This window comes from Burkholderia orbicola (genome assembly GCF_900100915.1).
GTDB lineage: Bacteria > Pseudomonadota > Gammaproteobacteria > Burkholderiales > Burkholderiaceae > Burkholderia > Burkholderia orbicola.
The window spans coordinates 936,379-956,273 of the sequence record NZ_FNKW01000002.1 but is presented as its reverse complement, the minus strand read 5'-3'; the positions used below and the strand labels follow the sequence as shown (position 1 = coordinate 956,273).

Genomic DNA, 19,895 nt, shown 5'->3' with positions numbered 1-19,895 from the left:
CGCGGCCCGGCTCGGGTCGCGCCCCGTTTTTTCCGGAGAATTGACTAATGGGCAAACAAGCAATCGGTGTGATCGGGCTCGCGGTGATGGGCCGCAATCTCGCACTCAATATCGAGAGCCGCGGTTACGCGGTGTCGGTGTTCAACCGCAGCCGCGAGAAAACCGACGAACTGATCGCCGAATTCCCCGGCCGCAATCTGGTGCCGACCTATACGCTCGAGGAATTCGTCGCGTCGCTCGAAACGCCGCGCCGGATCCTGATGATGGTGAAGGCCGGGGAAGCGACCGATGCGACGATCGCATCGCTCAAGCCGCTGCTCGAGAAGGGCGACGTGCTGATCGACGGCGGCAACACGCATTTCACCGACACGATCCGCCGCAACCAGGAACTCGCGCAGTCGGGTCTGCATTTCATCGGCACCGGCGTGTCGGGCGGCGAAGAGGGCGCGCTGCGCGGCCCGTCGATCATGCCCGGCGGCCAGCGCGACGCGTACGATCTCGTCGAGCCGATCCTCAAGCAGATCGCCGCGAAGGCGCCGTCGGACGGCGAGCCGTGCGTCGCGTACATGGGCCCGGACGGCGCGGGCCACTACGTGAAGATGGTCCACAACGGCATCGAATACGGCGACATGCAACTGATCGCCGAAAGCTATTCGGTGCTGAAGGACGTCGCGGGCCTGACCAACGACGAACTCGGCGCGGTGTACACCGAATGGAACCAGGGCGAGCTCGACAGCTACCTGATCGAGACCACGTCGAAGATCTTCGGCAAGAAGGACGAAGAGACCGGCAAGCATCTCGTCGACGTGATCCTCGATCGCGCCGCACAGAAGGGCACCGGCAAGTGGACGAGCCAGAACGCGCTGGATCTCGGCGTGCCGCTGCCGCTCATCACCGAGTCGGTGTTCGCACGCGTGCTGTCGTCGCTGAAGACCGAGCGCGTCGCGGCCAGCAAGATCCTGTCGGGCCCGGCCGCCGCGCCGTTCGACGGCGATCGCGCCGCGTTCGTCGAAGCGGTGCGCCGCGCGCTGTACCTGAGCAAGGTGATCTCGTACGCGCAGGGCTTCGCGCAACTGCGCACGGCGTCGGAAGAATACGGCTGGAACCTCGATCTCGGGACGATCGCTAAGATCTTCCGCGCAGGCTGCATCATCCGCGCGCGCTTCCTGCAGAAGATCACCGACGCGTATGCGAAGGACCCGGCGCTCGCGAACCTGCTGCTCGACCCGTACTTCAAGGACATCGCCGCGAACTACCAGACGGCGCTGCGCGACGTCGTGGTGGCCGCGGTGAAGGCCGGCGTGCCGGTCCCGGCGTTCGCATCGGCGGTCGCGTACTTCGACAGCTACCGTTCCGAGCGGCTGCCGGCGAACCTCGTGCAGGCGCAGCGCGACTTCTTCGGCGCGCACACGTTCGAGCGCACCGACAAGCCGGGCAGCTTCCACGCGAACTGGTCGTAACCGGCGGGGCGAGGCGGCATTGTTGCGAAAATCTATTCTTTGAATAGGGTTTTTCTATCCCGGATGCCGACATTGTTGGCTCCGGGGAAACAGTGTTTTCGTTCTTTCATGGTTTTCCCTAGGTGCTGCCGGGACTAAACTCTGTTCCATCGCTGCAGACATGGTGTGTGCGGCGGAGCAAAAAAATCCCGGAGGTAATCATGAAATCGCTGATCGCAACGTTCGCTGCTGCTGCTGTCCTCGCTGTCCCCGCCGTCTCGTTCGCCCAACAGAACGCGCCCGTCACCCGTGCCCAGGTGAAGGCCGAACTGGTCCAGCTGCAACAGGCTGGCTACAAGTTGGGCAGCGACCGGACCAACTACCCGGAAGGCATCCAGGCTGCTGAAGCCCGCGTGAACCCGCAACAGAACGTCGCCGCTGCCGATACGACCGGCTACGGTGCGCAACCGGCCGCCGGCCAGGAATCGGGCGCCCCGGCTGCGGCCAAGACCGGCTGGCAAGTCAAGCGCGTCTCGGACGGCGCACCGGTCTACAAGGGTCGTTAATGGTACGGCCGCGCTGGCGACCGCATTCGACCCCCTGTAGTACGAAGCCCGTCGTTCCGCTATGTGGAACGACGGGCTTTTTTCATTGGCGGCGCGCCATGCGCCGGCATTCAGTGCAGCGGGCGTCGGCCGCGCCCGATATCGCGGAACAGCGCTTCGGCCGGTTCCAGCACCTGCAGCCACGTTTGGTCGTAACCGCTCAGCGTGTCGAGCGCGTCGCGCAGCCGTTCGATCGCGAGGACCGGCAGCTCGACGCTGTGGCGCGTGGCGCCGGTCAGGTGCGTGACGCTCGCCAGCTGGACGAGCGCGTCGGCCGCTTCGGCGACGTCGGTCGCGAACAACAGGTGCCGGTTGAGCAATTCGACCAGACCGCTGGAACCGGCGAAATCGTCGGCGTCGAGCTGCACGGAGAGAAACGTCGCGTTGTTCATTGTCATGCTCCTCGTTGTCGTTGGATCGCGCTGCGCATCACCGAGTATAGGCGGCGATCGAAGCGGACAATATGACGGGGCCGATACGGCAGGCGTGGCGGCCGCGCCCGCGAAAACCCCCAAGCGCCCGCCTGGCACGGCTCGCCGGCGATTGGCGTGCCCAGGCGACGCCGCAAGATTGTTTCCGGCCCGGGCAACTGTCGGGGCCTTGACCGCGACAAATGGTATCTTTGCCGATCGGAGCGACGCGAAAAAGGGGCCGGTGAGCTCATTCGCGCCGACGTTCCGCTGTGGAAACTGACGGCCGCGCGAGCGGTCGGATACTGGTTGATCCGGCCGTCGGGCCGGACATCGTGCGTCGCGCGCCGGGGGGCGGCGGGCGGCGCAACGACGCAAATCCGGGAGGACCCTTGAGAGAAACTATTCCCATCCACGACACGCTCACGCGCTGGCTGCCGCAGGCGGCGCTCGTTGCCGCGGCCATCGCGCTGACGGGCTGCACGATGACGCCGTGGACCGACAGCTGGCAACCCGCGCGCCAGTCGGCGCCCACGTCGGCCGCGACGCCGGGCGTGATTGCCGGCTATTACCGCGTGAACCCGGGCGATACGCTGGCGGGCATCGCGAACGCCTACGGGCAGCGCGTGCAGGACGTGGCCAGCTGGAACCACATGGCGCCCACGGACGCCGTGTCGCCGGGCCAGGTCCTGCGGGTCGCGCCGCCGCCGGCGGCGACCTCGTACGGGCAGCCGCCCGCGGCAGCCGCCCAGCCGGGTTCGCTCGCATGGCCGGCCACGGGCGTCGTGGCGACACCGTTCTCGGCCGGCAAGACGCGCGGCCTCGTGATCGCCGCATCCGGGCCCGACCATTCGGTGCGGGCCGCGGCAAACGGGCGGGTGGTGTACGCGGGCTCCGGCGTCAAGGCGTACGGTCCGCTCGTGATCCTGAAGCACGACAACGGGCTCATCACGGCCTACGGGCACAACGGCAAGCTGCTCGTCAACGAAGGCGACGCGGTGCGCCAGGGCCAGCCGGTCGCCGAAATGGGCACCGACGCGAGCGGTCGTGCGACGTTCGAGTTCGAAGTCCGCCAGAACGGCAAGGTCGTCGATCCGATGAACTTCCTGCCGCGCAACGGCGGCTGATCGTTGTCAGCGCCACGTGTGCGCCGGGCGGCGCACACGTTCCCGCCCACTTCGTTTTTCCACCTTCATCCTTCCTTAAGCGTCGCGCTGCCAGACTGTCTCGCATGATTGCCGAGCCAGCGAATGCCCAGTGCGAGCGCCGCCGCGCCGAGCGCGATCAGCGAACACTGGATCGCGACGGGCAGGTAGCCGTGCGGACGCGGATCGACGAACGGGTAGGGATACCAGTCCTCCACCGCGCCGCGCACCAGCGTATAGCCGAGATAGACGACCGGAAAGCCGAGCCACGCGAACGCACTGCGGCGCGGAATCGGCGAGCGCGGTTCGACATACAGCCAGTCGCACAGCATCACGAGCGGCACGATCCGGTGCAGTACCCAGTTGTTGAACGCCGGCGTGACGTGGCGCAGCGCATCGAGCCGCGCGAGCAGGAGTTCGTAGACGATTGCGGTGATCAGCACGTACAGCACCGCCGCGCCGCGCATCGATTCGTAGCGCGGCGAGCCGGGGCGCGCGATGCGCCACAGCCCCACGGCCAGTATTGCGGCCGCGTAGAGGCTGCTCAGTTGCGTGAAGTAGCTGAGGTAGTTGCCGAGATGGAAGGTCGGCAGGCGCCAGTAGTCGGCGACGCTGTGCAGCGTGGTGGACACCGCGAGCAATGCGGCGATCAGCCGGTAGGCTGCAACGAAGAACGCTTTGCTCATGATGCCCGCGCGCCGTCGCACCAAAGCTTCATCGTGCCACAGCCGCCCGGGCGCGCGATGCGGATTTTCCATAGGCGGGCCGCGTGCGGCGCGTGTCGACGATTCGTCGGATATTTGATCGCGCCGTGCAAAACCGGCCGCCCCTGCGGCTACAATCGTCACAGCCTTGCCGGGCGCGGCCGGTTGCAGCTGGCGCCCCCTCCCCGCCTACAACACGAGACGAAGCATGAAAAACATCCTCGCGAAACAGACGCGCTACAGCTCGCCCGCGATCTTCTTCCACTGGGCCATCTTCCTGCTGGTCGCGCTGGCCTACCTGGCCATCGAGATCCGCGGACCGAAGGGTAGCGACAGCCGGGCGCTCTGGATGAACGTGCATCTGATGGCCGGGACGTTCGTCCTCGTGCTGTCGGTGCTGCGCGTGCTGTGGCGGGTCGTCAGCCGCGTGCCGGAAGCGATCCCGCAGGCCACGCTGCTGCGCTGGCTGTCGAAACTCGCGCATGTCGCGCTCTACGTGTTCATCATCGCGCAGCCGCTGCTCGGCATCATGATGGTCAACATGGGCGGCAAGCCGGTGTCGCTTGACTGGCTCGGCGTGTCGTTCACGCTGTTCGGCCCCGACAAGGCGCTGCGGCCGACGATCAAGGAAGCGCACGAGCTGATCGGCAACGCGTTCTATTTCGTGATCGGCCTGCATGCGCTGGCCGCGCTCTACCATCACTTCATCCGGCGCGACGACGTGCTGCGGCGCATGGCGCCCTGATCGTCCGGCTCCGGACGCGCACGGAAGGCGAGGGCGCATGGTTGTGTTGACAACCATGCGCCCTCGCTTCGTTTACCGTCGCCCGCACTGGCCATCGCGTTGAACATTCTGTAACATCTCGGCTGTTTTTACATTCCGCTTACTCGTCGCCGCACATGCTGCACCGACATCGTCACCTGACTGCCTGGCTTGGCCTGCTCGCGATCTGGATCGCGATCGCGGCGCCGCTGGTGTCGCAGTGGCGTATCGCGCAGGCGGCCGTGCCCGAGGCGATCGTCTGCAGTACCGAGCATGGTGCGCATCGTTCGTCGGATGCGGGCGGCATGCACGATCATGGGCTGCATCTCGACGCGTGCGGCTACTGCGGCTTCTTCGCTCATAGCCCGGCCATCGGCGCGCCTGCCGCCACGTCGGTTGCCTTCATTCCCGTCGTTTCCGTTTCCGCCGTCGCGTCGCCTGCCGTCGCGGCGCGCGGCGACCGCTATCCGCGCGCCTATCCGCGCGCACCGCCCGAGCGCGCCTGACGCGTTTCCCGCCGTTCCTACTTCCCGCCGATATCCGTGCGGCCCGTCGCGGCCGCGTGGAGGGCGTCACTCGGGCTTTCGATCATGACCAATTTCCTGTTGCGTGCGCCGCGGGCGCCACGCAATGCCGGTGCGCGGCCTCTGCCACGCGTACTGAAACTCACCGTTCCTGCGCTGGCAGTCGGCGCGCTGGCCGCGAGCGCTGCGGCGGCCGAAACCACGCCGGCGGCCGGTGCGCCGTCGGGCGACGCGGCGATGCTGTTGCCGCCCGTCGAAGTCGTCGCGTCGCCGCTGTCGACGCCGCTCGTCGTCGTCACCGATCCGAAGGCGCCGCGCCAGCCGCTGCCCGCCAGCGACGGCGCCGATTACCTGAAGACGATTCCCGGCTTCACGTCGATCCGCAGCGGCGGCACGAACGGCGATCCCGTGCTGCGCGGGATGTTCGGTTCGCGGCTGAACATCCTGGCGAACGGAATGCCGACGCTCGGCGCGTGCCCGAACCGGATGGATGCGCCGACCTCGTACATCGCGCCGGAAAGCTATGACAAGGTCACCGTCGTGAAAGGGCCGCAGACCGTGCTGTACGGTCCGGGCGCGTCGGCCGGCACCGTGCTGTTCGAGCGCGTGACGCCGCGTTTCGAGCGCCCCGGCATGCGCTTCGACGGCAGTCTCGTCGGCGGGTCGTTCGGCCGCAACGACCAGAACATCGACCTGACCGCAGGCACGCCGGACATCTATGGTCGCGTGACCGCGAACCACGCGCATTCGCAGGACTACAAGGACGGCAACGGCAACACCGTGCCGTCGCAGTGGGACAAATGGAACGCCGATGCAGCGCTCGGCTGGACGCCCGACGACCATACGCGACTCGAGCTGACCGCCGGCACCGGCGACGGCTATGCGCGCTACGCGGGCCGCGGGATGGACGGCGCGCATTTCCGCCGCGAGACGTTCGGCCTGTCGTTCGACAAGCGGCATCTCGGCGACGTGCTCGACCGGATCGAGGCGCGCGTGTACTACAACGAAGCCGATCACGTGATGGACAACTATACGTTGCGCCAGCCCGACCCGACGAGCAGCATGCCGATGCGAATGGCCGCGGACGTACGGCGCCGCACGGTCGGCGCGCGTGCCGCCGCGACGTTCCGCTTCGGCGACGATTTCAAGCTCGTCACGGGCGTCGATGCGCAATCGAACCGGCTCGATTCGCGTGCGTCGATGGGGCAGCAGAACTACCGCGACCAGCCGTGGGATGCCCAGGCGGCCATGTGGAACGCGGGCGTGTTCAGCGAGCTGACGTGGTATGCGAGCGACGTTTCGCGCGTGATCGGCGGCGCGCGCATCGACTATGCGAGCGCACGCGACAAGCGCGCGATGAAGCGCGGCATGATGATGAGCAAGCCGAACCCGACTTTCGACGACGATCGGACGAAGGTGCTGCCGAGCGGCTTCGTGCGCTACGAGCGCGATCTCGCGTCGCTGCCCGTCACGTGGTACGCGGGGATCGGCCACGCGGAGCGTTATCCGGACTACTGGGAACTGTTCTCCGCGACGCGCGGGCCGGCCGGTTCGATCAACGCGTTCTCGGCGGTGCAGCCGGAGAAGACCACGCAGCTCGATATCGGCGCGCAATACAAGAGCGACCGGTTCGATGCATGGGTGTCGGCGTACGCGGGCTACGTCCAGGACTTCATCCTGTTCAACTATGCGGCCGGCATGATGGGCCCGACCACGCAGGCAACCAACGTCAACGCGCAGATCATGGGCGGCGAAGCCGGCGTGTCGTGGCGGCCGGTCGCGCCGCTGCGCGTCGAGACGTCGCTCGCGTATGCGTGGGGGCGCAACGTGGCGAGCGGCGATCCGCTGCCGCAGATGCCGCCGCTCGAAGCGCGCATCGGCCTCGAATACACGCGCGGCGCCTGGTCGGCGGGCGGCCTGTGGCGCATCGTTGCGCCGCAGCATCGCTACGCGCTCAACGAGGGCAACGTGGTCGGCAAGGACTTCGGCCCGAGCGCCGGATTCGGCGTGCTGTCGCTGCATACGCAGTACAACGTCAGCAAGACCGTGCAGATCTCGGTCGGCGTCGACAACGTACTGAACAAGGCCTACACCGAGCATCTGAACCTCGCCGGCAACGCGGGTTTCGGCTATCCGGCAAACGCGCCGGTGATGGAGCCGGGGCGTACCGCGTGGGTGCGCGTGAGCGCGAAGCTGTAGCCCGCATCGCGCGTGTGCATCGCAGCATGCGCGCGCCTGAACGCCGCACCGCCCGAACCGGCGGCGCGCGTCAACCGATTAGAGAACCGTATCTAGTCGGGGCGCAAACGTTCACGAGTCGTGCTTCACTCCCGCTTCGACACCCGCCGTGCGGCGATGCGGCGTGCGTGTCGATCCGGTGTCATTCGCACCGGCAGCACAATAATCAGGAGAACATGCATGGCCAGATCGATGCGTTCCAGGGTAATGGCAGGGGCAGTGGCATGCGCGATGAGCGTCGCGCCGTTCGCGGGGACGACCGCGCTGATGACGCTCGCGACGACGCACACGGCGATGGCGGCAACCGCGCCCGCCGACAACTATGCGGCGACGCGCTATCCGATCATTCTCGTGCACGGGCTGACCGGCACCGACAAGTACGCGGGCGTACTCGAGTACTGGTACGGCATCCAGGAAAACCTGCAGCAGCATGGCGCGACCGTCTACGTCGCGAATCTGTCGGGATTCCAGAGCGATGACGGCCCGAACGGGCGCGGCGAACAGCTGCTGGCCTACGTGAAGACGGTGCTCGCCGCGACCGGTGCGACCAAGGTCAATCTCGTCGGTCACAGCCAGGGCGGGCTGACGTCGCGCTATGTCGCGGCCGTCGCGCCCGATCTCGTCGCATCGGTGACGACGATCGGCACGCCGCATCGCGGCTCCGAGTTCGCCGACTTCGTGCAGGGCGTGCTCGCATACGATCCGACCGGGTTGTCGTCGACGGTGATCGCCGCTTTCGTCAATGTGTTCGGTATCCTGACGAGCAGCAGCCACAACACGAACCAGGACGCCCTCGCCGCACTGAAGACGCTGACGACCGCGCAGGCCGCCACCTACAACCAGAACTATCCGAGCGCGGGCCTCGGCGCCCCCGGAAGCTGCCAGACCGGCGCGCCGACGGAAACCGTCGGCGGCAACACGCATCTGCTGTATTCATGGGCCGGCACGGCGATCCAGCCGACGTTTTCCGTGCTCGGCGTGACGGGCGCGACGGACACGAGCACGATTCCGCTCGTCGATCCGGCGAACGTGCTCGACCTGTCGACACTCGCGCTGCTCGGCACGGGCACGGTGATGATCAACCGCGCCTCAGGCCAGAACGACGGGCTCGTGTCGAAGTGCAGCGCGCTGTACGGCAAGGTGCTGAGCACGAGCTACAAGTGGAACCATATCGACGAGATCAACCAGTTGCTCGGTGTGCGCGGCGCCTATGCGGAAGATCCGGTCGCGGTGATCCGCACGCATGCGAACCGCTTGAAGCTCGCGGGCGTGTGATCGATGGCGGCACGTGAAGGACGTGCGCCGCTGGCGCGGCGCGCTGCGATCTATGGTGTCGTGGGGCTGGCGGCGATCGCCGGCGCCGCGATGTGGAGTGGCGCCGGACCGCATCGCGGCACGGGCGCCGCGGGTGACGCGCCGGATGCGGCCGCGGTGGGCGGCGTGGCGGCCGCCGCACCGCAGGCCGCCGCACCGGCGAGCGCGGGCCTGCCGCCGTCGCTGGCCGGCTCCAGCGCACCGCGCTTGCCGCTCGATGCAGGCGGCCATCTGGCGAAGTCGCGTGCGGTACGCGATTTCTTCGACTATTGCCTGACCGCGCGGAGCGACCTGAGCGCGGCCGCGCTCGATGCGTTCGTCGTGCGCGAGATTGCCGCGCAGCTCGACGGCACGGTCGCGCAGGCCGAGGCGCTCGACGTGTGGCACCGCTATCGCGCGTATCTCGATGCGCTCGCGACATTGCGCGATGCGGGTGCGGTCGACAAGTCCGACCTCGGCGCGTTGCAGCTCGCGCTCGATCAGCGCGCGTCGATCGCGTACCGCACGCTCGGCGACTGGAGTCAGCCGTTCTTCGGCGCGGAGCAGTGGCGGCAGCGCTATGACCTCGCACGATTGAAGATCACTCAGGATCGCTCACTGACGGATGCGCAGAAGGCCGAGCGGCTCGCGGCGCTCGAACAGCAGATGCCGGCAGACGAACGCGCGGCGCAGCAGCGGGTGGACCGGCAGCGTGCCGCGATCGACCAGATCGCGCAATTGCAGAAGAGCGGCGCGACGCCCGATGCGATGCGCGCGCAACTGACGCAGACGCTCGGCCCCGAGGCCGCCGCGCGCGTCGCGCAGATGCAGCAGGACGATGCGTCGTGGCAGAGCCGTTACGCGGATTATGCGACGCAGCGTGCGCAGATCGAATCGGCCGGCCTGTCGCCGCAGGATCGCGACGCACAGATCGCCGCATTGCGGCAGCGTGTGTTCACGAAACCCGGCGAAGCCGTGCGCGCGGCATCGCTCGATCGCGGCGCGGGCAGCGCGCATTGATGAAGCGGGCGCCGCCGTGTGCGGCGCGCTTCACGCCGCGCGCGTGATGTTTCGCGGCAGATGTTGCTCGATGGTGTTGGCGAGCGTGTCGAACGCGGGCCGGATGCCTTCGTGCGCGACGCAGGCATAGCCGAGCAGCAAACCCTGCCGCGCGGTGTCGAGGTTGCTGTAGTAGCTGGTGAGCGGGCGCACGATCACGCCGGCGTCGAATGCGCTCTGCGTGACCGCGCGATCGTCGCACGCGTCGGGCAGGCCGAGCACCAGATGCAGGCCGGCCTCGTCGCCCATCACCGGCAGCGCGTCGCCGAAGCGCGCGCGGATCGCGTCGATCATCAGTTGCCGGCGCTCGCCGTACAGCGTGCGCATTCGTCTGACGTGCGAAGTGAGGTGGCCGTCCATGATGAATTCGGCGAGCACGGCCTGCTGCATCAGCTGGCCTTCCCGATACAGCTCCGACAGCCCGGTGCGGAACGTGTCGACCAGATGCTCGGGCACGACCATGTAGCCCATCCGCAACCCGGGGAACAGCATCTTGCCGAGACTGCCGACGTAGATCACGCGGCCGCCGTCGTCGAGCCCCTGCAGCGACGCGAGCGGGCGGCTGCCGTAGCGGAATTCGCTGTCGTAGTCGTCCTCGATGATCCAGCAGCGGTGCTGGCGCGCGTATTCGAGCAGCATGCGGCGCCGCGCGAGGCTCATCACCATCCCGAGCGGGTACTGGTGCGACGGCGTGACGAGCACGAGCCGCGGCGGATGCTGCATGTCGCTCGCGCGCGGATCGAGCCCTTCCTGATCGACCGGCACCGGCGCCAGCGTGAGGCCGGCTGCCTGCAGCACGCTGCGCACGCCCCAGTAGCACGGCTCCTCGACCCACGCGCGGTCGCCGATGTCGGACAGCAGCCGCACCGCGAGATCGATCGACTGATGGATACCGGTCGTGATGATGACCTGGTCCGGCGAGCATTTGACCGAGCGCGCGACGCGCAGGTAATCGGCGAGTGCGCGCCGCAGCGGCCGGTAGCCGCCGCCCGGCGCATAGGTCAGCAGCTCCGGATTGGCCTCCTTCCACAGCCGCGCCTGCAGGCGGCTCCACGTGCGGCTCGGGAATTCCGACACGTCCGGCACGCCCGGCATGAATGCCCCCCACTGGCGCCGCGAGACGCCCGCATGCTCGACCAGTTGCCGGCCGCGCATCGACAGGCTGTCCTGCGCGTCGGGCAGCGGCGGTTCGTCGGCCGCCGCCGGCGGCGGGGCGCCCGGCACGCGGATCGCGGCCGCGTCCGGCCGCGTGTCGGCCACATAGGTGCCGCTGCCGGTGGTCGTCAGCACGTAGCCTTCGGCCGTCAGCTGGTCGTACACGTGCAGCACGGTATTGCGCGCGATCGACAGGTCGCCCGCGAGCGTGCGCGAACTCGGGAGCTTTGTCCCTGGCCCCAATTCCCCCGTCAGAATCGCTTGCTGCATCAGTTGCAGCAGTTGCCGGTACATCGGCTCGGACGAGCTGCGGTCCAGACGGGCGGACAGCCAGTCGGCGACGATCACGGTATCCAAAGTGGTCCTACTAGGAATATTGAAATGGTTCCCTAGTATAGAACCGTGCGCGCCGTATAGTGGCTCGCATCTCAAAATCAATTGGCGCGGAACCAGGGGACAGCACGATGAAGTCCGATGATGTGATCGTCAGCTTTCGCGGCGTGCGGAAGACCTACGACGGCGAGACGCTGGTCGTCAAATCGCTCGACCTCGACATCCAGCGCGGGGAATTCCTGACGCTGCTCGGGCCGTCCGGCTCGGGCAAGACCACCTGCCTGATGATGCTGGCCGGCTTCGAATTCCCGACCGGCGGCGAGATCCGCCTCGACGGCGAACTGCTGAACAGCGTGCCGCCGCACAAGCGCAACATCGGCATGGTGTTCCAGAATTACGCGCTGTTTCCGCACCTGACGGTCGAGCAGAACGTCGGGTATCCGCTGACGGTGCGCAAGCTGCCTGCCGCCGAGCGCGCGGAGCGCGTCGCGCACGCGCTGAAGATGGTGCAGATGGAGCGCTTCGCGAAACGCTATCCGGCGCAACTGTCGGGCGGCCAGCAGCAGCGCATCGCGCTGGCCCGTGCGCTCGTGTTCGAGCCGAAGCTGGTGTTGATGGACGAGCCGCTCGGCGCACTCGACAAGCAGTTGCGCGAACACATGCAGTACGAACTGAAGGCGCTGCACGAGAAGCTCGGCGTGACCTTCGTGTACGTGACGCACGATCAGGGCGAGGCGCTGACGATGTCCGATCGCGTCGCCGTGTTCGACAAGGGCATCGTGCAGCAGCTCGACACCGTCGACCGCCTGTACGAATCGCCGTGCAACGAATTCGTCGCGAACTTCATCGGCGACAGCAACCGGCTGCGCGGCACGATCGCGCGCGTCGACGGCGAATTCTGCGAATTCCGGCTCGACGACGGCACGAAGCTCGTCGGCCGCCATATCGGCGACGCCGCCGAGGGCGCATCGGCCGTCGCGTGCATCCGCCCGGAGCGCATGCGTCTCGCCGCGCACGGCGTGAACGGTGCGAACGGCACCGCCGCCAATTGCGTGAGCGGCGAGGCGCGCAGCCTCATCTATTTCGGCGATCACGTGCGCATGCGCTGCGCACTGCCGGGCCAGGACGAATGTTTCGTGAAGGTGCCGCTCGGCACCGGTGCGCTCGACGCGTTCTCGCCCGGCGCCCCGGTCTCGCTTGCGTTCTCGCCCGAACATCTGCGCGTGTTCGCGTGAGCATGGTTTACCCCGGTTTTTCGCAGCACGTCGTCAACAACAAAGCCCACTTCCACCACGAGAGGAGAGGAACCATCATGAAACGAGCAAGCTTTACCGCGCGCCGCACGGCGCTCGCGCTGGCCCTGGTCGCATTCGGCGCATCGGCCACCGCTGCCGAGCTCACGGTCGTCAACTTCGGCGGCGCGAACGGCGACGCACAGAAGGTCGCGTTCAACCAGCCGTTCGAGAAGGCGACCGGCAACAAGGTCACGGCCGTCGAATACAACGGCGAGCAGGCGAAGGTGAAGGCGATGGTCGAGGCGAAGCACGTCAACTGGGACGTGGTGGAAGTCGAATCGGGCGACCTGAACCGCGGCTGCGACGAAGGGCTGTACGAGAAGCTCGACTGGTCGAAGATCGCGAAGAAATCCGACCTGATTCCGGAATCGCCGCAAGTGTGCGGCGTCGGCTTCTTCGTGTGGTCGACGGCGCTGTCGTACAACGCGGACAAGCTGAAGTCGGCGCCCACCGGCTGGGCCGATTTCTGGAATGTGAAGAAATTCCCCGGCAAGCGCGGAATGCGCAAGGGCGCGCGCTACAACCTCGAATTCGCGCTGATGGCCGACGGCGTCGCGACGAAGGACGTCTACAAGGTGCTCGGCACGAAGGCTGGCCAGGATCGCGCGTTCAAGAAACTCGACGAGCTGAAGCCATACATCCAGTGGTGGGAAGCAGGCGCGCAGCCGCCGCAGTTCCTCGTCGCCGGCGACGTCGTGATGTCGACCGCGTACAACGGCCGCATCGACGCCGCGCAGAAGGAAGGCAAGAACCTGAAGGTGGTATGGAACGGCAGCATCTACGACCTCGACTACTGGGCGATTCCGAAGGGCTCGCCGAACAAGGCGCTGGCCGAGCAGTACATCGCGTACTCGCTGACGCCGAAGCCGCAGCAGGCGTATGCGCAGCACATCGCGTACGGTCCGGCGAACATCGCCGCGATCAAGGCGCTCGACGCGAAGACGCTCGCGAACCTGCCGAACTCGCCGGCCAACGGCAAGAACGCGGTGCTGGAGGACATCGGCTTCTGGACCGACCACAGCGACGAGCTCGAACAGCGCTTCGCCGCGTGGGCAACGAAGTAACCGGTCAGGCATCCTCACGGGTGTCGTGATGCAACCGGCCGCGCGACGCGTCGATCGCGTCGCGCGGCATTCCGCCGGAACGTGTCCGGCCGGAGAGACCAGTTGAATACGATGACGATCGCGCCTTCCTCGCCGTCGACCGCCGCGCTCAAGCGCGAGCTGAAGGCCGCCGAGGCCCGCAAGCGCACGATGGCGCTGCTGCTGGTCGCGCCGCTCGCGATTTTCCTGCTGCTGATTTTCGTCGTGCCGATCGGCACGCTGCTCACGCGCGCGGTGCAGAACCCGGAGATCGCGACTGCGTTGCCGAACACGGTCGCCGCGCTGTCGGGCTGGGATCGCAAGACGCCGCCGGCGGACGCCGCGTATGTCGCGCTCGCGGCCGACATGACGAAGGTGGCCGACAGCGAGGCGATGGGCGCGCTCGCGCGGCGCCTGAACACCGAGATTCCCGGCTATCGCTCGCTCGTCGCGAAGACGGCGCGCGCGATGCCGCTGAAGGGCGACAATGACGCGGCGCTGACGCCCGTGCAGACACGCGCCAAATTCATCGACCTCGATGCGCGCTGGGGTGACGTCGCGTACTGGCAGTCGATCGCGAAGAACGGCAGCCAGGTGTCGCCGTTCTACCTGCTCGCCGCGCTCGATCACAAGCAGGACGGCTTCGGCCACATCGTGCAGGCCGATCCCGATCAGTCGATCTACCTCGCGATCTTCGGGCGCACGTTCGTGATCGGCATCGCCGTCACGCTGTTCGCGCTGCTGCTCGGCTACCCGCTCGCATACTGGATCTCGACGCTGTCGGAACGGCGCGCGAACCTCGTGATGATCCTCGTGCTGATTCCGTTCTGGACGTCGGTGCTCGTGCGCGTCGCCGCGTGGATCGTGCTGCTGCAGAGCGAAGGGCTCATCAACACCGCGCTGATCGGCAGCGGGCTGATCTCGCATCCGTTGACGCTGCTGTTCAACCGCGTCGGCGTGTACATCTCGATGACGCACATCCTGCTGCCGTTCATGATCCTGCCGCTCTACAGCGTGATGAAGTCGATTCCGCCGACCTACCAGCGCGCGGCCGTGTCGCTCGGCAGCCATCCGTTCGCCGCGTTCTGGCGCGTGTACGTGCCGCAGACCTATCCGGGCGTCGGTGCGGGCGCGCTGCTCGTGTTCATCCTCGCGATCGGCTACTACATCACGCCCGCGCTGCTCGGCGGGCCGAACGACCAGATGGTCAGCTATTACGTCGCGTACTTCACGAACGTGACGATCAACTGGGGCATGGCGTGTGCGCTCGGCGGGCTGCTGCTCGCGGCGACGCTGGTGCTGTACGCGGTGTACGGGCGCTTCACGCGCACCAACGTGAGCCTTGGCTGAGCGCCGGGCACAGGGAAACGGGAAGGGGATGCCGATCATGAAACTCGCCAGGCCGCTGTTCGCGCCGCACATGTCGTTCGTCGAGCGCGCGTGGTACGTCGCGTTGCGCGTGCTCGTCGTGCTGACGCTGCTGTACCTGATCCTGCCGGTGCTCGCGATCGTGCCGCTGTCGTTCTCGTCGAGCACGTTCCTCGTCTATCCGATGCCGGGTTTCTCGCTGCGCTGGTACGAGAACCTGATCGCATCCGACGAGTGGCGCATGGCCGCGAAGAACAGCTTCATCGTCGCGCCGTCGGCGACCGTCGTCGCGACCGTGCTCGGCACGCTCGCGGCCATCGGCCTGACGAAGGCCGATTTCCGCGGCAAGGGGCTGCTGATGGCCGTGCTGCTGTCGCCGATGATCGTGCCCGTCGTCGTGGTCGGCGTCGGCATGTACCTGTTCTTCGCGCCGCTCGGGCTCGCGAATACCTACACGGGGCTGATCGCCGCGCATGCGGCGCTCGGCGTGCCGTTCGTCGTGACGACGGTGGCCGCGACGCTGCAGGGCTTCAACCAGAACCTCGTACGGGCAAGCCTGTCGCTCGGCGCGAACCCGGTCACGACGTTCTTCCGCGTGACGTTGCCGGTGATCGCGCCGGGCGTGATGTCGGGTGCGCTGTTCGCATTCGCGACGTCGTTCGACGAAGTGGTCGTCACGCTGTTCCTCGCCGGCGCGGACCAGACGACGCTTCCGCGCCAGATGTTCACGGGCATCCGCGAGAACATCAGCCCGACGATCGCGGCGCTCGCCACGATCCTGATCATTTTCTCGACGAGCCTGCTGCTCGCGCTCGAATGGCTGCGTGGCCGCAATGCGCGGCGTGCGGTGACCTGACCTGACGCGGTGGCGCGACGGCGGCGCACGCGTGTCAAGCGTCGGCGCATTGCCGATGCTTGATGGCGCCGTCGGACGCGGCCGGGCCGGGCGCCGGCGCCGACACGACGAAGCTGGCCGCGAGCCCGGAAGGCCGCCCGGCAATCGCCGGATCGTCGATCGTTGTGCGCATCGACGACGCCGCGCGCAAGGCACGGCATCCCGCAAGCTTTCGTTTCGCTGACTGGCGGCGCGGCCGCCTGCACGTTCGGTGCGGCTCTGCAACAATACGGCTCGCGGTGCCGCGCGTTCCGTTCTTGCCGCACGGAGCGCTCGTCGCCGCGCCGCTCAATCCGCGACGCCGCGCGTCGCCCGTCAGCCGAGCCCATCTTGTCCGAAATCGCTTCCCCCGCCGGTGCGCACGAGCCGGCCGTCAACTGGCGCGCGATGTCCGCCGTGCTGCTGGCCGTCGCGCTCGCGACCCTCGACACCGCGATCGCGAACACCGCGCTGCCCGCCATCGCCGCCGACCTGCATGCGTCGCCGGCCGCGTCCGTGTGGATCATCAACGCGTACCAGCTCGCGATGGTTGCGACGCTGCTGCCGTTCGCGTCGCTCGGCGACATCGTCGGCCACAAGCGGGTGTATGTCGCCGGGCTGGCCGTGTTCACGCTGGCGTCGCTCGGTTGTTCGCTCGCGTCGACGCTGCCGATGCTGACGGCCGCGCGCATCGTGCAGGGCTTCGGCGCGAGCGCGATCATGAGCGTCAACGTCGCGCTGATTCGCGGCCTGTTTCCCGCGCACCGGCTCGGGCGCGGTGTCGGCTTCAACGCGCTCGTCGTCGGCGTGTCGTTCGCGGTGGGGCCGACGATCGCGTCGCTGATCCTGTCGGTGGCCGCGTGGCCGTGGCTGTTCGCGGTGAACGTGCCGCTCGGCGTGTTCGCGCTTGCAGTCGCGATTCCGTCGCTGCCGCAGACGGCGCGCGGCAAGCATGCGTTCGATCCGGTGGCCGCACTGTTCAACGTGATCACGTTCGCATCGCTGATTTTCGCGCTCGGCGAATTCGCGCAGCGTGGGCCGCTCTCCGTCGTGTTCGCCGCGGCCGCGGTGGCATTCGCGTTCGGCTGGCTGCTGATCCGCCGCCAGGCCGGGCATCCGGCGCCGATGCTGCCGGTCGACCTGTTCCGCCGGCCCGTGTTCACGCTGTCCGCGCTGACCGCCGTCTGCGCGTTCGCCGCGCAGGGGCTCGCGTTCGTGTCGCTGCCGTTCTATTTCGAAACCGTCCTGCATCGCAGTGCGGTTGAAACGGGGTTCCTGATGACGCCGTGGTCGGCGATCGTCGCGCTTGCCGCGCCGATCGCGGGGCGGTTGTCGGATCGTTATCCGCCCGGGCTGCTCGGCGCGATCGGCCTCGCATTGCTGAGCGCGGGCATGGTGTCGCTCGCCGCGCTGCCGGTGTCGCCGGGCGTCGTCGACATCGGCTGGCGGATGATGCTGTGCGGCGCGGGCTTCGGCTTCTTCCAGTCGCCGAACCTGAAGGCGCTGATGTCGAGCGCGCCGCCGGAGCGCAGCGGCGGCGCGAGCGGGATCATCGCGACCGCGCGGCTGATCGGGCAGGCGACGGGCGCGGCGCTCGTTGCGCTGTCGTTCGGGATCGCGGGGCGCCACGGGCCGACGCTCGCGTTGATGCTCGGTGCGGGTTTCGCGGGCGCGGCGAGCGTCGCGAGCGGGCTGCGGCTGTTCGCGCCGTCGCATCGGGCCGGCGCGCCGGTCGTTTCGGAGCCCGTTAAGGAGCCCGTGAAGGAGCCGGCGACGGAGTAGGGCACGGGATGCTCACCACCGGCGCGCGGCAAGCCATCGCCGCGCGCCGGCCTTCACGCTTCGCTCAGAACCCGCCTGACTTGATCAGCTGGTTGAGGTTTGCGATGTTCAGGCTGCCGAAGCCGGTCGTCAGATCCCAGCCGGTGCCGGCCTTGTAGCCATACCCCTGATAGCCGTTGTTGCCCGACACGACGTCATAGCGCACGAGCGACGAATGCGACGGAATGTCCGCATAGAAGTTGCCGGCCGGGAAGCCGAGGCCCGTGCCGTTCGCCGCGAGCAGACGCGCCCAGAAGCCCGTGAAGATCGGCGCGGCGAGACTCGTGCCGCCGATCTGCTGCAACTGGCCGTAGTTGTAGATGTACGCGCCCGTGCTTTGCGCGGCATCGAACGCGACGTCCGGCAACTGGCGATTGCTGCCCGACTGCCACGACGGCGCGGGCAGGATCGTGCTGACGCCGCCGCCCGTCGCCCACAGCTTGCCGTTCGAATCGAGCCCTTCGTTCCACACCGTTTCGTTCGAGAACGCGCCCGACGACGTCGTATAGAGCGTCGTGCCGCCGATCGCGAGCACGTGCGGCGACGAAGCCGGCCACGATACTGTGTAGTTCGAGCCGTCCGGATAGCCGCGGTTGTTGCACTCGTACACGCCTTCGTCGCCCGACGATACCGAGAACGTCTGGCCCTGCGCGGCGGCTGTCGTGAAGATCTGTTCCTCGGCGTCGAGCGTGCCGTCCGCGTTCGCATCGGTTTCGCACCAGCCGAGCGACACGTTGATCACCTTCGCGGTGTTGTCCGACACCGCGCGGTTGAACGCCTGCGTGAGGCCCGTGTTGCCGGAGGCGTTCAGGTCCGCCATGTAGAACACCAGCTTGCCGACCTGGCCGCCGGCCGAGCCGACGATCGACTGGCTGTCGAGATCCCATTCGCCCTGGCCGTCCTGGTCGTCGGTGTAGCTGCCGCCCGTGCCGTTGGTCTTGACGGTCTGCGTCGAGACCGTGCCGTAGCCGTTGCTCGACGTGAACTGCTTCAGGTCCTGCAGCGTCTGCGACACGCCGCCGATCGTGATGATGCCGACGGTCACGCCGGCGGCGGTCGGTACGCCGGTCGCGTTGTAGAGCCCCGGAAATTCCTTCGGATAGTGGCCTGTGGCCGTGCCGGCCGCGAGCGCCTGCGGTTTCGCCACGTTGCCGATGCGCAGCAGCGGCCGCGCACGCGCGACACTTTGCAGCCCGAGCACCGAGCCGACGACGTCGCCGAGTGCGCGCGGCACCTGCGCGGTCGACGTGTTGGCGAAGCCTGAACGGCCTGCGTACTCGAAGTGTACGAGCGACGTGTTGAATGCGGTCTTCACCGTGCCGGCCGTGCCGCTGGCGGAGACCAGCAGCCGGTTCGGCGCGACCTCGACATTCGTGAAGCCGCTCTTGTGCAGATAGTCGACGACCGACTGCACCTGCGCATCGGTCGGCGCGTAGTTTGCGAGGAACTGCTCGTGCGTCAGGTACTGGCGGTAATGCGCGCTGCCGGGCCGGTTCACGTCGCGCGCCAGTTGCTTGAGCTGCGCGGCGTTGCGCAGCTTCAGGCTGACGACGACGTTGGTCGTCTCGCCGGCCGCGAGTTCGAGCGACGGCGCCGCACTGCGCGCCATCAACTGCGGGCCGGTCAGAAAGGCTTTCGTATGGGTATCGACCCAATCCGTCGCCGCATGCGCCGCAACGGCGGCGAACACGAGCGGTGCCACGCACGCAAGACGGCGGGGCGACGGAAGGGGAAGGGCAAACCAGGCGTTCCTTTTCATCGGGAGTCCTTTTTAGGAGAGGCGACGT

At 67.6% G+C, this 19,895-nt stretch carries 18 protein-coding genes; 13 read left to right on the top strand and 5 right to left on the bottom strand.

Annotation, left to right across the window (positions count from 1 at the left end):
* Nucleotides 1-47: 47 nt before the first annotated feature.
* A complete protein-coding gene (gene gndA / locus BLS50_RS21165; protein WP_074803894.1) occupies nucleotides 48-1,460 on the top strand; it encodes an NADP-dependent phosphogluconate dehydrogenase in 1,413 nt (470 codons plus the stop codon).
* 200 nt (nucleotides 1,461-1,660) lie between these two features.
* Nucleotides 1,661-2,005 carry a DUF4148 domain-containing protein gene (locus tag BLS50_RS21160; RefSeq protein WP_011548125.1) on the top strand — a complete coding sequence of 115 codons (345 nt, stop codon included), beginning with the start codon at nucleotides 1,661-1,663 and terminating at the stop codon, nucleotides 2,003-2,005.
* Nucleotides 2,006-2,115: 110 nt separating this feature from the next.
* On the opposite strand, the gene BLS50_RS21155 is transcribed toward BLS50_RS21160, so the two are convergent.
* Nucleotides 2,116-2,436, bottom strand: coding sequence for a hypothetical protein (locus BLS50_RS21155; protein WP_053525918.1), 321 nt, complete (start codon nucleotides 2,434-2,436; stop codon nucleotides 2,116-2,118).
* A 410-nt stretch (nucleotides 2,437-2,846) separates the two neighbouring features.
* On the opposite strand from BLS50_RS21155, the gene BLS50_RS21150 reads away from it, so the two are divergent.
* Nucleotides 2,847-3,581: a peptidoglycan DD-metalloendopeptidase family protein gene (locus BLS50_RS21150; protein WP_027814214.1), complete on the top strand. Its 735-nt coding sequence runs from the start codon at nucleotides 2,847-2,849 to the stop codon at nucleotides 3,579-3,581.
* Between the two features lie 65 nt (nucleotides 3,582-3,646).
* On the opposite strand, the gene BLS50_RS21145 is transcribed toward BLS50_RS21150, so the two are convergent.
* Complete coding sequence (locus BLS50_RS21145; RefSeq protein ID WP_027811428.1) at nucleotides 3,647-4,285, bottom strand: Pr6Pr family membrane protein; 639 nt, start codon at nucleotides 4,283-4,285, stop codon at nucleotides 3,647-3,649.
* Nucleotides 4,286-4,511: 226 nt separating this feature from the next.
* Between BLS50_RS21145 and BLS50_RS21140 the strand changes: the two genes are divergently transcribed.
* From BLS50_RS21140 to BLS50_RS21120, 5 genes are all read left to right on the top strand, one after another.
* Nucleotides 4,512-5,048, top strand: a complete 537-nt coding sequence (locus BLS50_RS21140) for a cytochrome b (protein WP_074803892.1) — start codon at nucleotides 4,512-4,514, stop codon at nucleotides 5,046-5,048.
* Nucleotides 5,049-5,203: 155 nt separating this feature from the next.
* A complete protein-coding gene (locus BLS50_RS21135) occupies nucleotides 5,204-5,572 on the top strand; it encodes a DUF2946 domain-containing protein (protein ID WP_074803889.1) in 369 nt (122 codons plus the stop codon).
* Between the two features lie 84 nt (nucleotides 5,573-5,656).
* Entirely contained in the window at nucleotides 5,657-7,789 is a 2,133-nt protein-coding gene (locus BLS50_RS21130) for a TonB-dependent copper receptor (RefSeq protein ID WP_074803887.1), read from the top strand.
* Between the two features lie 219 nt (nucleotides 7,790-8,008).
* Nucleotides 8,009-9,103, top strand: coding sequence for a triacylglycerol lipase (locus tag BLS50_RS21125; RefSeq protein WP_053524799.1), 1,095 nt, complete (start codon nucleotides 8,009-8,011; stop codon nucleotides 9,101-9,103).
* Between the two features lie 3 nt (nucleotides 9,104-9,106).
* A complete protein-coding gene (locus BLS50_RS21120) occupies nucleotides 9,107-10,141 on the top strand; it encodes a lipase secretion chaperone (RefSeq protein WP_074803885.1) in 1,035 nt (344 codons plus the stop codon).
* 30 nt (nucleotides 10,142-10,171) lie between these two features.
* On the opposite strand, the gene pdxR is transcribed toward BLS50_RS21120, so the two are convergent.
* Complete coding sequence (gene pdxR, locus BLS50_RS21115; protein ID WP_074803883.1) at nucleotides 10,172-11,692, bottom strand: MocR-like pyridoxine biosynthesis transcription factor PdxR; 1,521 nt, start codon at nucleotides 11,690-11,692, stop codon at nucleotides 10,172-10,174.
* Nucleotides 11,693-11,799: 107 nt separating this feature from the next.
* On the opposite strand from pdxR, the gene BLS50_RS21110 reads away from it, so the two are divergent.
* The 4 genes from BLS50_RS21110 (at nucleotide 11,800) to BLS50_RS21095 (ending at nucleotide 16,269) form a co-directional block, all read left to right on the top strand.
* Nucleotides 11,800-12,903 carry an ABC transporter ATP-binding protein gene (locus BLS50_RS21110; RefSeq protein WP_074803881.1) on the top strand — a complete coding sequence of 368 codons (1,104 nt, stop codon included), beginning with the start codon at nucleotides 11,800-11,802 and terminating at the stop codon, nucleotides 12,901-12,903.
* A gap of 77 nt (nucleotides 12,904-12,980) precedes the next feature.
* Nucleotides 12,981-14,027, top strand: a complete 1,047-nt coding sequence (locus BLS50_RS21105) for an ABC transporter substrate-binding protein (RefSeq protein WP_011548116.1) — start codon at nucleotides 12,981-12,983, stop codon at nucleotides 14,025-14,027.
* A 111-nt stretch (nucleotides 14,028-14,138) separates the two neighbouring features.
* Complete coding sequence (locus BLS50_RS21100; protein ID WP_074803879.1) at nucleotides 14,139-15,395, top strand: ABC transporter permease; 1,257 nt, start codon at nucleotides 14,139-14,141, stop codon at nucleotides 15,393-15,395.
* A gap of 37 nt (nucleotides 15,396-15,432) precedes the next feature.
* The gene (locus BLS50_RS21095; RefSeq protein ID WP_053524805.1) at nucleotides 15,433-16,269 is read left to right on the top strand and encodes an ABC transporter permease; all 837 of its coding nucleotides are present in this window, start codon (nucleotides 15,433-15,435) and stop codon (nucleotides 16,267-16,269) included.
* Between the two features lie 34 nt (nucleotides 16,270-16,303).
* Here the strand turns inward: BLS50_RS21095 and BLS50_RS36005 are convergent, their stop codons facing one another.
* Entirely contained in the window at nucleotides 16,304-16,441 is a 138-nt protein-coding gene (locus BLS50_RS36005; RefSeq protein ID WP_175832679.1) for a hypothetical protein, read from the bottom strand.
* Between the two features lie 197 nt (nucleotides 16,442-16,638).
* On the opposite strand from BLS50_RS36005, the gene BLS50_RS21090 reads away from it, so the two are divergent.
* Nucleotides 16,639-18,069, top strand: coding sequence for an MFS transporter (locus BLS50_RS21090; protein ID WP_074803877.1), 1,431 nt, complete (start codon nucleotides 16,639-16,641; stop codon nucleotides 18,067-18,069).
* Nucleotides 18,070-18,133: 64 nt separating this feature from the next.
* Here the strand turns inward: BLS50_RS21090 and BLS50_RS21085 are convergent, their stop codons facing one another.
* A complete protein-coding gene (locus BLS50_RS21085) occupies nucleotides 18,134-19,867 on the bottom strand; it encodes a S53 family peptidase (protein WP_027805653.1) in 1,734 nt (577 codons plus the stop codon).
* Between the last annotated feature and the right edge of the window lie 28 nt (nucleotides 19,868-19,895).